This is a genomic window from Bacteroides ndongoniae (genome assembly GCF_900108345.1).
In the GTDB taxonomy this organism is placed as follows: Bacteria; Bacteroidota; Bacteroidia; order Bacteroidales; family Bacteroidaceae; genus Bacteroides; species Bacteroides ndongoniae.
This window is the reverse complement of record NZ_FNVV01000014.1, coordinates 267,508-282,110: the sequence shown is the minus strand read 5'-3', so window position 1 is coordinate 282,110 and position 14,603 is coordinate 267,508. Positions and strand designations below refer to the sequence as shown.

The window sequence follows — 14,603 nt, the reverse complement described above, 5'->3', positions numbered from 1 at the left end:
CTATATCAATGCTTGAGCATCAATTACCGGCTTTCGGCCAATACTGATCCACAAGTTCTTTCTTGATATTCACTTCCTCCGGCTTGAAATATTTGCCGAACAGACTCCATGCTACATCCAGCATTTCGGTTGTGTTGAGGTTCACGTCAATCGCCAACAGCTGATTGGAGTAATCCTTGGCAAATGCCAGCGTACGTTCATCGTAATTCGTCAGGTCGAAACCGTTCTCCAGTTTTGTCTTGGCATTAGCAGCATCGGCATACAGACGGACAGCAGCATTCATCACCTGTGGATGGTCCTTACGGGTCTTCTTACCGGTAACAAGCTGTTTCAGACGCGACAAAGAACGGAACGGGTCGACAATAACCTTACCGATATCACTGTCGCGGCGAAGGAACAACTGTCCTTCGGTGATATAACCGGTATTATCAGGTACCGCATGGGTAATGTCACCACCCGACAAGGTAGTCACGGCAATAATGGTGATAGAACCTCCGCTGGGGAACTGTACGGCCTTCTCGTATATTTTAGCCAAATCGGAATACAGCGAACCGGGCATTGAGTCTTTCGAAGGAATCTGGTCCATACGGTTCGACACAATGGCCAGCGCATCGGCATATGAAGTCATATCGGTCAGCAGTACCAGAACTTTTTCATTGTTCTTCACCGCAAAATACTCAGCAGCAGTCAGTGCCATGTCAGGTATCAGCAAACGTTCTACCGGAGGATTCTCGGTCGTATTCATAAAGCAGACAATACGGTCGAGCGCACCTGCATTCGAGAATACGTTTTTGAAGTACAGGTAGTCGTCGTTCGTCATACCCATACCGCCCAGGATAATCTTGTCGGTCTCGGCACGCAATGCCACATTGGCCATTACCTGGTTGAACGGCTGATCCGGGTCTGCAAAGAACGGAATCTTCTGTCCCGAAACCAGTGTATTGTTCAGGTCAATACCTGCTATACCGGTAGCAATCAGTTCCGACGGCTGCTTACGGCGAACCGGGTTCACAGACGGACCACCAATTTCAACTTCTTCTCCTTCTATTTCCGGACCTCCATCAATCGGATCACCAAATGCATTGAAAAAACGTCCGGCAAGCTGTTCGCTCACTTTAATCGTAGGCGCTTTCCCCAGAAAAACAACTTCTGCATTGGTGGGGATACCTTCGGTGCCCTCGAATACCTGCAGGGTAACATCATCTCCTGCAATCTTTACCACCTGGGCCAATTTACCATTAACGGTTGCCAACTCATCATAACCGACCCCAGTTGCCTTCAGCGAACAGGTAGCCTTCGTTATCTGAGTGATCTTGGTATATATTTTTTGAAATGCTTTTGTTGCCATTTTATAAATCTACAATAATTAGCAATTTTATAATTCAGTTTTTCGATACGGTCTATCGATGATTATTAAACCTTTTGTTTAGGCTTTACGTTCTTCAAGCAACTCTTTCAATTGGTTACGGTAATTTTCGTACTGTTCCGACTTAAAGGTTGAGTAGTTCATCTGCTTGCAGATGTTGATCATCTTCTTGAAATAATCCATGACTTCATTGAAATTGTCAAACTCAAAGTCCGTATGACAGATGTCAATTACCATATTCAGGATTTCTTCCTGACGCTCCATCGGAGTGACAGCATCTATCTCATCAAAAGCATCTTGTTGCAGGATAACAAAGTCTATCAGTTCCGATTTCCAGAAGATAACGTGATATTCTACCGGTACACCATCATCACCCAAGATGTTGATCTGCTCTGCAATCTCCTTACCGCGCTGCAAACGGGTCTTTATCTCATTCACCTTGCCAATCCATTCGCCGTTGATACGCTTGGAGATGTAAGCCTCGAATTCAGGATATTCAATGTATTTCGAATAAGAATCGATCGGGTTTACGGCCGGATAACGTTTCTTGTCCGCACGGTCTTGTTCAAGAGCGTAGAAACAACGGGCTACTTTCTTGGTGTTTTCCGTAACAGGCTCCTTCAGGTTACCACCCGCAGGAGATACGGTTCCGATAAATGTAATAGAACCCGTCTCACCGTTATTCAAAACCACATAGCCGGCACGGCCATAGAAGTTGGAGATAATCGAAGACAAGTCCATCGGGAATGCATCCGGACCAGGCAACTCTTCCATACGGTTGGACATTTCGCGAAGCGCCTGTGCCCAACGTGAAGTCGAGTCGGCCATCAGCAATACTTTCAATCCCATGCTGCGATAATACTCGGCAATGGTCATCGCTGTGTAGACAGATGCCTCACGGGCCGCAACCGGCATGTTCGAAGTATTGGCAATAATGATAGTACGCTCCATCAGCTTACGTCCGGTATGCGGGTCTATCAGTTCGGGGAATTCTGTAAAAATCTCCACTACCTCATTGGCACGTTCACCACAGGCTGCAATGATTACGATATCGGCTTCTGCCTGTTTGGAGATGGCATGCTGCAACACCGTCTTGCCCGTACCAAACGGACCGGGAATAAATCCCGTACCACCTTCTACAATCGGGTTAACGGTATCTATCACACGAACACCGGTTTCCAACAGTTTGAAGGGACGCGGCTTTTCCTTGTAATTGGTCATAGCCCGTTTTACCGGCCATTTCTGTATCATGTTGACGGGGACTTCTTTTCCCTCTTCGTCAATCAGCACAGCAATCGTATCTTCAATGTGATAATCGCCTTCTGCCACAACAGATTTAACAGTGGCTTGTCCCTTCATTTCAAAGGGCACCATGATCTTCAGCGGCTGATAGTTCTCTTCTACCTGGCCCAACCAATCGGCTGCACCTACTTTATCGCCAGCTTTTGCCAAAGGTACAAAATGCCATTTCTTTTCTTTATCCAACGGATAGGTATACTGTCCTCGCTTCAAGAAGACACCCTCCATTTTATCAAGGTCGTTCTGCAAACCATCGTAATTCTTCGAAAGCATGCCGGGACCCAATGTCACTTCAAGCATATGACCGGTAAACTCGGCTTCTGCGCCGACCTTCAAGCCACGGGTACTTTCAAAAACTTGTACATATACTTGACTGCCTACAACTTTTATCACTTCCGCCATCAGCCTGTCGTTTCCCAGCAAGATATAGCATATCTCATTCTGTGCCACAGGGCCGTCAACGATAAGAGTTACCATATTGGCAATTACGCCACTAACAGTTCCTTTTGTTGCCATATAATTATGTGATTAATTTTATTTTTTAAACTCTGCAGGTATCTGCACTTCATCCTTTAAAGTCGCAATAATATTACGGAACAATAAATTACCTTTTTCCTTGTCCAGAACCATCCAACGCTCTACCATGTCCAATTGCAACAAAAAGACAAACAGACGTTCGATCGTAAAATAGTCAAAGAAGGTAGCTTCTTCCATCCAGTTCCAGCGAAGCTGGTCTATTTTCTTCTCCCGCTCTACCAGTTCGCTTATTTCACTGATTTTCATCAGCTGCTCCATACAGTCTACCTCACCAGTCAAGCCGAAATCACGGGCATTGGAAGTACGCAAGGCTTCACACACTTCGGTATCTCCCACTATCACTGATGAAAGCTCCATCTTATATTTTCTTGCAGCCAGTGCAACCAAAATATTATTGACTGTCAAATTGAAAGCGAACCACGAAGAGACAAACTTGTTCTTGCATTCCATCGCATAAGCATAATAAAGTGCAGCCAAACGATTCTCAAGCAAAAAGTTCTCTTCTACAGGATTAGTAAAATATTCAGATATAAAAGTGGATAAATATGCAGGGAACATAGAATTCTCTATTCTATCGCCTTCCTTTAATCGCAGAATATATTCGTTGAGTTCTTCAGCAGAAAAGACTCCACGCCCATCAATAGCAGCTTCCTTGTCTTTCAGCAGCTTCAGAACATTTGCATTATCATATTGCAAAAAGAATAAACTTACCAGTTTCTTGTCTGCTACAGTCAAAGCCGGATATATGTCTTCCTTAAAATCCGCGACTGTATAGCTCAGTTTATTGTCCTCCAAAGCAAGTTTAGGCAATCCAGCTACTAAATAATAGTATTTACCCATATCAAGTGATATTTTTTAAAATAACATTTCTAATAATTGCGGGCGGAGGAATTCTTTAAAGTAGTTCATAAACTCTTCTTCACCAAAGTTTATCTTATAAGAACCATTAGCCGGAGAAATAGTAAACAAAGTCTTGATGCCGTTTACCTGTTCTATCTTCACTCCTTTATCTAAAAGGTCCTTTGCCTTTTTCGAAAAATAGGCTTTTAATTCATCTGCATCTGCAGTCGAAATCACAATGGGTTCTGTTACGCTCCATTTGGAAGCTAAAGACAGGATAAAGGCATTCAGAAAATCTTTATTCGCTACAAAAGATTTCACGTCCGCATCTACCAGTTTGTTCGTTACCAGCGTCGCAATCTCCGATTTTAAAGCGTTAGCTGCTTGATTAGCGAACATTTTCAACTCTGATTTGGTATTCTCAGCCATATCGTCAGCCTCCTTACGGGCTGTAGCCAGAATAGTATCAGCCTCCTTACGGGCATCCTCAATTATTTTTTGAGCTGTTTCCTGAGCATTTGCGATAAGCTTCTGGGCTTCTTTATTACCTTTTTCAACCCCTTCGTGATAAATCTTATCAGTTAACTCTTGAATTTTATTCTCCATATTTTCAGGAATTATTATAAGTTAGTTACAAAATATACACCCTTATACGCAGTTTTTCCCTGCGTATCAGATTTGCGCCAAATTTACTAAAATCCCTATGATAATAAAAGAGAAAGGGGAAAAGAAAGATTATTTCTCAGAAAAAAAGACAAAGAAATTTCTTCTCTATGAAAATAACAATAAATAATGCCTTCCACTGCTCCTACTATTCCATACAAACTCCCCAGTTATCCCCAGCGAGTGCAGCAGTTATTGCACTCACAGTGCAGTAGTCAGTGCACTCGCAGTGCAACAGTTGGTGCACTAACAGTGCAGTAACTGTTGCACTGGAACGGCACAATTAGCGTATTTAGAAGGAACAATTCAAAAGAATAACATGCGGGATTATCGCTTTCAGGTGCGGCCTTCCCCGTGGCTTTCCGTGGCATCCGTGCCTGAAGAAAAAGGAAAGTTCCTGTGTGTATGCGGATAGAAAACAAAAAAGCCCCTCCGGAGTGTTCCGAAGGGGCTTCTACTAAAACGGCGACTACCTACTCTCCCACTGTTACGCAGTACCATCGGCGTGACCGGGCTTAACTTCTCTGTTCGGAATGGGAAGAGGTGGAACCCCGATGCTATAGTCACCTTAATAAGGTCGACATGATGTCTGAAAGTAAAACCATCAATTCTGAACGTATATAACGACTAACCTGTATCCTCTTTGAGACCTAAAAGTGAACGGGCAATTAGTAATGCTCGGCTTTGGTGTCGCCACCTTTACACCTGCATCCTATCAACGTCATCGTCTTTGACGACCCTAAGAAATCTAATCTTGTGGCTGGCTTCGTACTTAGATGCTTTCAGCACTTATCCAATCCCGACTTAGATACCCGGCAATGCACCTGGCGGCACAACCGGTAAACCAGAGGTCAGTCCAACACGGTCCTCTCGTACTAGTGTCAGAGCCACGCAAATTTCATACGCCCACGATAGATAGAGACCGAACTGTCTCACGACGTTCTGAACCCAGCTCGCGTGCCACTTTAATGGGCGAACAGCCCAACCCTTGGGACCTTCTCCAGCCCCAGGATGTGACGAGCCGACATCGAGGTGCCAAACCCCTCCGTCGATATGAGCTCTTGGGAGGGATCAGCCTGTTATCCCCGGAGTACCTTTTATCCTTTGAGCGATGTCCTTTCCATACAGAAACACCGGATCACTATGCTCTAGTTTCCTACCTGATCGACTTGTATGTCTCCCAGTCAAGCGCCCTTATGCCATTACACTCTGCGGACGGTTACCAATCGTCCTGAGGGCACCTTTAGAAGCCTCCGTTACGCTTTTGGAGGCGACCACCCCAGTCAAACTACCCACCAAACAGTGTCCTCCATCCAGGAGTTAGAACTCAAACAACCAAAGGGCCGTATTTCAACAGCGGCTCCACGATGACTGGCGTCACCGCTTCGATGCCTCCGGCCTATCCTACACATCAGTTGCCCAAATTCAATGTTAAGCTATAGTAAAGGTTCACGGGGTCTTTTCGTCCCATCGCGGGTAATCGGCATCTTCACCGATACTACAATTTCACTGAGCTCACGGTTGAGACAGCGTCCGGATCATTACACCATTCGTGCAGGTCGGAACTTACCCGACAAGGAATTTCGCTACCTTAGGACCGTTATAGTTACGGCCGCCGTTTACTGGGGCTTCAATTCAACGCTTCTCTTGCGATGACGTCTCCTCTTAACCTTCCAGCACCGGGCAGGTGTCAGGCTGTATACTTCATCTTTCAATTTTGCACAGCCCTGTGTTTTTGTTAAACAGTTGCCTGGACCTATTCTCTGCGCCTCAACTTGCATTGAGGACCCTTTATCCCGAAGTTACAGGGTCAGTTTGCCTAGTTCCTTAACCGTGATTCACTCAAGCGCCTTAGTATATTCAACCCGACTACGTGTGTCCGTTTGCGGTACGGGTACCATACAAGTTATGTTTAGCGGATTTTCTCGGCAGTATGTTTACCCACACTATTGACTTGTCCCGAAGGACGCGTCATACTTTCAGGTTCGATTCTTTCCGTGGATTTGCCTGCGGAAATCAACATCTACTCCCTTAAACCGGCTATTCCGTCAGCCGGCGGTGGTGTCACTCCTGCGTCCCCGCGTCACCCTGCATGGTAGTAACGGAATATTAACCGTTTCTGCCATCGGCGTCGCCGTTCGGCTGAGCCTTAGGACCCGACTTACCCTGATCCGATTAGCGTTGATCAGGAAACCTTAGTCTTTCGGCGGGCAGGTTTCTCGCCTGCCTTATCGTTACTTATACCTACATTTGCTTTTCCACACGCTCCAGAATACCTCACGGTACGCCTTCAACGCTGAGTGGAATGCTCCCCTACCGATGTATAAACATCCCAGAGCTTCGGTAGAATACTTATGCCCGATTATTATCCACGCCAAACTCCTCGACTAGTGAGCTGTTACGCACTCTTTAAATGAATGGCTGCTTCCAAGCCAACATCCTAGCTGTCTTAGCAATCTGACTTCGTTAGTTCAACTCAGTATTCATTTCGGGACCTTAGCTGCTGGTCCGGATTGTTCTCCTTTAGGACATGGACCTTAGCACCCATGCCCTCACTCCCGACATAGAACTGGCACGCATTCGGAGTTTGTCAAGACTTGATAGGCGGTGAAGCCCTCGCATCTTATCAGTCGCTCTACCTCATGCCAGTATAAGTCGAGGCTGCACCTAAATGCATTTCGGGGAGTACGAGCTATCTCCAAGTTTGATTAGCCTTTCACCCCCACCCTCAGTTCATCCAGAAGCTTTTCAACGCTTATTGGTGCGGTCCTCCAGCTGGTGTTACCCAGCCTTCAACCTGACCAAGGGTAGATCACTTGGTTTCGCGTCTGTTCCTTCCGACTATCCGCCCTGTTCAGACTCGCTTTCGCTTCGGCTGCAGGCCTCAAGGCCCTTAACCTTGCCGGAAATAACAACTCGTAGGTTCATTATGCAAAAGGCACGCCGTCACACCGAAAGGTGCTCCGACCGCTTGTAGGCGCACGGTTTCAGGAACTATTTCACTCTTCTGTTCGAAGTGCTTTTCACCTTTCCCTCACGGTACTGGTTCGCTATCGGTCTCTCGGGAGTATTTAGCCTTACCGGATGGTCCCGGCTGATTCACGCAGAATTCCTCGTGCTCCGCGCTACTCAGGATACCACTATGCTTCGTCTGACTTCATGTACGGGACTGTCACCGTCTGCGGTGCTACTTTCCAGAAGCTTCCATTCGTCAGATTTCTTGCAACGACGTGGTCCTACAACCCCTGTCATGCCGTAACATGGCAGGTTTGGGCTATTCCCCGTTCGCTCGCCACTACTTGGGGAATCATTATTTATTTTCTTTTCCTGCAGGTACTAAGATGTTTCAGTTCCCTGCGTTGGCCTCCACCATAAGGATGGATGGTATTCCTTCAGAATACCGGGTTGTCCCATTCGGAAATCCGCGGATCAAAGGTCATTTGCACCTACCCGCGGCTTATCGCAGCTTATCACGTCCTTCATCGCCTCCGAGAGCCAAGGCATCCGCCATGCGCCCTTGCTTACTTTTTTGTCTTATCGACACAGCAGTCGATATATACTTTCAGCTTTCAACTTTTACTTTCATTTTGTACATCATGTCATAGATCGTCGTGAATGAAGAATGAAGAATTATGAATGAAGAATCAAAATTCAGGCATCCCATCACATAAGTGGAGAATAACGGATTCGAACCGTTGACCCCCTGCTTGCAAAGCAGGTGCTCTAGCCAGCTGAGCTAATCCCCCAGATATTTTCAGGTAGTCCCAGGCAGAGTTGAACTGCCGACCTCTACATTATCAGTGTAGCGCTCTAACCAACTGAGCTATAGGACTGTCAGTCTAACCCTCGCCTTTCGGCTCGGCTTCTACTTTTCTCGCAATATCGTAAAACAATCACGCAGGTACAAGAGAACGGTAAGAGAACCATCCGAACTTCATCATTTCGGACGTCACTCCAGAAAGGAGGTGTTCCAGCCGCACCTTCCGGTACGGCTACCTTGTTACGACTTAGCCCCAATCACCGGTTTTACCCTAGGGCGCTCCTTGCGGTTACGCACTTCAGGTACCCCCGGCTTTCATGGCTTGACGGGCGGTGTGTACAAGGCCCGGGAACGTATTCACCGCGCCGTGGCTGATGCGCGATTACTAGCGAATCCAGCTTCGTGGAGTCGGGTTGCAGACTCCAGTCCGAACTGAGAGGGGTTTTGGAGATTGGCATCCTGTCGCCAGGTAGCGGCCTGCTGTACCCCCCATTGTAACACGTGTGTAGCCCCGGACGTAAGGGCCGTGCTGATTTGACGTCATCCCCTCCTTCCTCACATCTTACGACGGCAGTCTATCCAGAGTCCCCAGCATGACCTGATGGTAACTGGATATAAGGGTTGCGCTCGTTATGGCACTTAAGCCGACACCTCACGGCACGAGCTGACGACAACCATGCAGCACCTCCACAGCGGCGATTGCTCGCTTATCCGTTTCCGGATAATTCCGCTGCAGTTCAAGCCCGGGTAAGGTTCCTCGCGTATCATCGAATTAAACCACATGTTCCTCCGCTTGTGCGGGCCCCCGTCAATTCCTTTGAGTTTCACCGTTGCCGGCGTACTCCCCAGGTGGGACACTTAACGCTTTCGCTAAGCCGCTGACCGTATATCGCCAACAGCGAGTGTCCATCGTTTACTGTGTGGACTACCAGGGTATCTAATCCTGTTTGATACCCACACTTTCGAGCATCAGCGTCAGTTACAGTCCAGCAAGCTGCCTTCGCAATCGGAGTTCTTCGTGATATCTAAGCATTTCACCGCTACACCACGAATTCCGCCTGCCTCTACTGTACTCAAGGCTTCCAGTATCAACTGCAATTTTACGGTTGAGCCGCAAACTTTCACAACTGACTTAAAAGCCCGCCTACGCTCCCTTTAAACCCAATAAATCCGGATAACGCTCGGATCCTCCGTATTACCGCGGCTGCTGGCACGGAGTTAGCCGATCCTTATTCATACGGTACATACAAACATCCACACGTGGATGACTTTATTCCCGTATAAAAGAAGTTTACAACCCATAGGGCAGTCTTCCTTCACGCTACTTGGCTGGTTCAGGCTCTCGCCCATTGACCAATATTCCTCACTGCTGCCTCCCGTAGGAGTTTGGACCGTGTCTCAGTTCCAATGTGGGGGACCTTCCTCTCAGAACCCCTATCCATCGTCGACTTGGTGGGCCGTTACCCCGCCAACTATCTAATGGAACGCATCCCCATCGCTGACCGGAATCCTTTAAAAGGATATCCATGCGGAAATCCTTTGCTATCGGGTATTAATCTTTCTTTCGAAAGGCTATCCCCGAGTCAGCGGAAGGTTGGATACGTGTTACTCACCCGTGCGCCGGTCGCCATCAATTGAAGCAAGCTTCAATCATGCTGCCCCTCGACTTGCATGTGTTAGGCCTGTAGCTAGCGTTCATCCTGAGCCAGGATCAAACTCTTCATTGTAAGAATATCTTTTGCGACAGTTGCCTGTCGGCATTTGCTCTGTTCAGGACGACCGATTGATTTACCGAAGTTCTCAATTCTTCTCTTTCTTTATATATATAAGGAAAGAGCATTGACGGTTCTTCTTTACCCGGAGAAATCTGATTTTTTCAATCTTCATTTCTCCGCTCTTGTACTACGTATTGTTTATGTAACCTCTTCATAGATCGCTTCTTCTTGACGAAGGCTTTTCTTTCGGAAAGCGGATGCAAAGATAAGAACTTTATTTCATATCTTCCAAATTTTTTCGAAGTTTTTTTTTCGTTTTTCTTTTTCAGGGGCTCTTTGTGAAGCGTTGCTTGACAAAGATTACCTTCCGACCTACTTCCCTTACAGAATGTAAGCAGAAAAAGATCTAAAACTGCGAATCGTTCGTTCCGCGTATCTCAGAATGTCATTTCGTCGCTGCTCTCGTTCTCGAAAGCGGGTGCAAAAGTAGTGGGTTTTTAATTATGCTCCAAATATATTCCACACTTTTTTTCATCTTTTTGATGAAGTTTTTGCTAAAGCTCTAATTTATAGCAAAATACAAAAACCTGTCCAAACAGACAATTTACTCCACCCAATCCGTATATACATTATTATATTAAAATGGCAAGGGTCCATCCCCTCCCATTCCTCCAAACGGATTTTCGTTTTGAGGCATAAAATCCGCAGCAGATGGGGGCGGCGGAGTAGAAGGACTGCCAATCGGCGTATTCATTCGCGAACCAAATGTCGCTCCGCCACCTTCTGCAGGAGGTGGAATTACCATATCGTCCTCCGGATTCTGGAAACGCGTATACTGACCGATAAATCGTAGACGGACATCACCCACCGCACCATTACGATGCTTGGCTATAATTATTTCGGCCATACCACGCAAATCCGTTCCATCGGCCGACGTATATATCTTATAATATTCCGGTCGGTGAATAAAACAAACCATATCGGCATCCTGCTCGATGGCTCCCGATTCACGCAAGTCGCTCAGCTGCGGACGTTTACCCTCTTCTCCTTCACGGTTCTCCACTCCACGGTTCAACTGAGACAAAGCAATTATAGGAATATTCAGCTCTTTCGCCAATCCTTTCAGCGAACGGGAGATTGTACTTACCTCTTCCTGACGGCTTCCAAACGACATACCACTTGCATTCATCAGCTGAAGGTAGTCGATAATAATCAGCTTCACTCCGTGCTCACGTACCAGGCGTCTCGCCTTCGTACGCAGCTCAAACACCGACAACGAAGGAGTGTCGTCCACATACAAGGGGGCATCAAGCAAATCACGCAGTTTATAATCCAGTTGCTGCCATTCATAATCGGCCAACTGACCACTTTTGATTTTTTCACTTGGAATCTCGCAAACATTCGAAATCAAACGGTTTACCAGTTGGACGTTACTCATTTCAAGCGAAAACAAAGCAACCGGATTGCGATAATTCACCGCTATATTCTTCGCCATCGAAAGCACAAAGGCCGTTTTTCCCATGGCCGGACGAGCCGCAATAATAATCAAGTCCGAATTCTGCCATCCCGAAGTCATCTTGTCCAGCTTGGTGAATCCGCTCTCCAATCCACTCAAACCATCTGTTCGGGCCGCAGCTTTTTGAATCAGCTGATAAGCCTCGGCAATAACCGGATTAATCTGCGTATAATCCTTCTTCATGTTTTGCTGGGATATCTCGAAAAGCTTACCTTCCGCCTCCTGCATCAGGTCGTCCACATCCAGCGTTTCGTCAAAAGCCTTGGCCTGAATATTACTGGTAAACGTAATCAGCTCCCGAGCCAGCGCTTTTTGGGCGATGATACGTGCATGATATTCGATATGTGCCGAAGAAGCCACCTTACTGCTCAGCTGCGTGATGTAGAAAGGACCTCCGACTTCCTCCAGCTCACCTCTCTTCGCCAACTGCTCCTTCACAGTCAGGATATCAACTGGCTTCTGATTGACGGCCAAGTCTGTAATTGCAGAATATATCAACTGATGCCGGTGCTCATAGAATGATTCCGGCCTTAATATCTCGCTGACCAAAGAATAGGCATCCTTTTCAATCATCAACGCTCCCAGTACAGCCTCCTCCAGCTCCGGTGCCTGAGGCTGAATGCGCCCGTAGTCATTTACAGGCTGAGGAGCTTTTCCTCTCGAACTGCGTATTGTCTTTTTCTGTTCTGCCACAATATAAAACTCCTATTTCTAAATTTATAATCGGACAACAAAGATAACTTATTTTCCGTTTTCCACATACACTAAAACCTATATTGTTATCAACTTGTATCCACAGATTTTATTAACTTTGCAGACATATTTATAAAAATATTGCTTATATGCTTACTTTTCCAAATGCTAAAATCAATCTGGGGCTGAACATCATTGAGAAACGCCCCGACGGATACCATAATCTTGAAACCGTATTTTATCCTGTTCCGATAGAAGACGCGTTAGAAATCAATCTCTCGGACGATAAAACGGCTAAATACCGCCTGTATCAAAGCGGGCTTAAAATAGACGGAGATATCGAAAACAATCTGGTTGTAAAGGCATATAAGCTGCTGGATGCAGATTTTAATCTGCCTGCCATCGACATTCATTTATTCAAACATATTCCTTTTGGAGCCGGTCTTGGGGGCGGTTCGTCCGACGCAGCATTCATGCTACTTCTCCTTAACAATACGTTTAAGCTGAACCTGACAACCCAACAGCTGGAAGACTACGCCGCCCGATTAGGTGCCGATTGTGCCTTTTTCATTCAGAACAAGCCGACGTATGCCGAGGGCATCGGAAACATTTTTTCTTCTATCGATTTGTCCTTGAAAGACTACCGCATCGTTTTAGTGAAACCCGACATATTTGTATCTACACGAGACGCTTTTGCTAAAATCAAGCCTTACCGCCCACAGCATTCCCTAAAGGAAATCATAAAACTTCCGGTCGAAGAATGGAAACAATACATGGTAAATGATTTCGAAGCAAGCGTTTTCTCCAAGTTTCCCGCCATCGGAGACATCAAACAACAGTTATACCAATGCGGAGCCCTATACGCATCCATGAGCGGATCGGGTTCGTCTGTTTTCGGTCTGTTCCGTCCCGACGCAAACATTCCGGAAGAAACAGATTTCGGAAAAGGAGCATTTGTCTATCAAGGTCTATTGCGATAGAGCCTGCGGATATCTCTGGGGAGTAATTAAAGAGGGAAAGCAAGGCAAACCCTATGTTATTTTCAGGCATGCATTATATGGATAACCCGTGCCTAAAAGAAAAAAGGCTGTATCAAAACTAAGTAATGGTAACGTGAGTTCGATATAAGCAAATAAATATTTCACTGAAAATTAGGAACATAGCGATAAAAGTATTAAATTTATAGTGAACAATTATAACATTTAAACGATTATCACTATGTTTCCAGAGTCTAAAGTTACAGAGATTTATTGTATGGCCGATGATTTTTGCAAGGAATTTACATTTCAACAGGAAAAATATATGATTGATGATAAGAAGACCAAGCATCGCAATAAACCCAACCGTATGAGTGATGCTGAGATTATAGTTATTCTTATCCTGTTTCACTCCGGTGGTTTTCGCTGTTTCAAGCATTACTACAAGGAGTATGTCTGTAAACATCTGAAACACCTTTTTCCGCGCCAAGTTTCCTATAACCGTTTTGTAGAATTGGAAAAGGAAGTACTACTTCCCCTGACCATCTTTATCAAAAAAGTACTGCTGGGAACCTGTACCGGCATCAGTTTTGTGGACTCCACTCCCTTACGTGTATGCCGTAACCAAAGAATCCTTATTCATAAGACATTTGAAGGACTTGCCGAGCGTGGAAAATGTTCAATGGGATGGTTCTTCGGATTCAAGTTGCATCTGATAATCAATGACAAAGGGGAAATTCTCAATTTCATGTTTACTCCCGGAAACGTGGATGACCGGGAGCCTTTGAAGCTGGGCAAGTTCCTGAAGAACATTAAAGGAAAACTATGTGCAGACAAAGGATATATTGGTCAGGCCCTGTTCGAGAATCTTTTTCTTAATGGCATACAACTTGTCACCAAGGTCAAGAACAATATGAAGAACTCACTGATGAGTATTGCCGACAAGATCTTGCTCAGAAAAAGAGCCCTGATCGAAACGGTCAATGACGAATTGAAGAACATTGCACAGATAGAGCACTCCAGACATCGTTCATTCAATAACTTTATAGCTAACTCTTTGTCGGCTATCGCAGCATACTGCTTTTTTGAAAAGAAGCCAGCTATTGATATAAATTTTGTCAATGACAGACAACTTTCTTTTTTTTGATTTTATATCGAACTCACGTTAATGGTATCTGACTCCCCTCCTTCTGGAAGGAGGAGAATTTCAGATACTTTTGTTTTGACACATCCTCCC

The 14,603-nt window shown here is 45.8% G+C and carries 7 protein-coding genes, 2 tRNA genes and 3 rRNA genes; 2 read left to right on the top strand and 10 right to left on the bottom strand.

Annotated elements, in window-relative coordinates:
• Nucleotides 1–19: 19 nt before the first annotated feature.
• From BQ5591_RS12100 to dnaB, 10 genes are all read right to left on the bottom strand, one after another.
• Nucleotides 20–1,348 (bottom strand): V-type ATP synthase subunit B, encoded by a 1,329-nt coding sequence (locus BQ5591_RS12100; protein WP_022163726.1) that lies wholly within the window; start codon nt 1,346–1,348, stop codon nt 20–22.
• A 78-nt stretch (nt 1,349–1,426) separates the two neighbouring features.
• The gene (locus BQ5591_RS12095; protein ID WP_022163727.1) at nt 1,427–3,181 is read right to left on the bottom strand and encodes a V-type ATP synthase subunit A; all 1,755 of its coding nucleotides are present in this window, start codon (nt 3,179–3,181) and stop codon (nt 1,427–1,429) included.
• Between the two features lie 18 nt (nt 3,182–3,199).
• Nucleotides 3,200–4,042 carry a DUF2764 family protein gene (locus tag BQ5591_RS12090; RefSeq protein ID WP_071149568.1) on the bottom strand — a complete coding sequence of 281 codons (843 nt, stop codon included), beginning with the start codon at nt 4,040–4,042 and terminating at the stop codon, nt 3,200–3,202.
• 15 nt (nt 4,043–4,057) lie between these two features.
• Entirely contained in the window at nt 4,058–4,648 is a 591-nt protein-coding gene (locus BQ5591_RS12085; protein WP_071149567.1) for a hypothetical protein, read from the bottom strand.
• A gap of 517 nt (nt 4,649–5,165) precedes the next feature.
• Nucleotides 5,166–5,276 (bottom strand): 5S ribosomal RNA (rrf, locus tag BQ5591_RS12080).
• Between the two features lie 77 nt (nt 5,277–5,353).
• Nucleotides 5,354–8,236, bottom strand: a 23S ribosomal RNA gene (locus BQ5591_RS12075).
• A gap of 141 nt (nt 8,237–8,377) precedes the next feature.
• Nucleotides 8,378–8,451, bottom strand: a tRNA-Ala gene (locus tag BQ5591_RS12070).
• A gap of 13 nt (nt 8,452–8,464) precedes the next feature.
• Nucleotides 8,465–8,538, bottom strand: a tRNA-Ile gene (locus BQ5591_RS12065).
• Between the two features lie 125 nt (nt 8,539–8,663).
• Nucleotides 8,664–10,192 (bottom strand): 16S ribosomal RNA (locus BQ5591_RS12060).
• Together the 16S, 23S and 5S rRNA genes with 2 tRNA genes alongside form the textbook arrangement of a ribosomal RNA operon.
• Before the next feature lie 625 nt (nt 10,193–10,817).
• Nucleotides 10,818–12,389: a replicative DNA helicase gene (gene dnaB / locus BQ5591_RS12055; RefSeq protein WP_071149566.1), complete on the bottom strand. Its 1,572-nt coding sequence runs from the start codon at nt 12,387–12,389 to the stop codon at nt 10,818–10,820.
• A 149-nt stretch (nt 12,390–12,538) separates the two neighbouring features.
• On the opposite strand from dnaB, the gene ispE reads away from it, so the two are divergent.
• Nucleotides 12,539–13,369 (top strand): 4-(cytidine 5'-diphospho)-2-C-methyl-D-erythritol kinase, encoded by an 831-nt coding sequence (gene ispE, locus BQ5591_RS12050; protein WP_071149565.1) that lies wholly within the window; start codon nt 12,539–12,541, stop codon nt 13,367–13,369.
• Nucleotides 13,370–13,607: 238 nt separating this feature from the next.
• On the top strand, nt 13,608–14,513 hold the full coding sequence (locus BQ5591_RS12045; RefSeq protein WP_071149564.1) for an IS982 family transposase: 906 nt from the start codon (nt 13,608–13,610) through the stop codon (nt 14,511–14,513).
• Nucleotides 14,514–14,603: the final 90 nt, after the last annotated feature.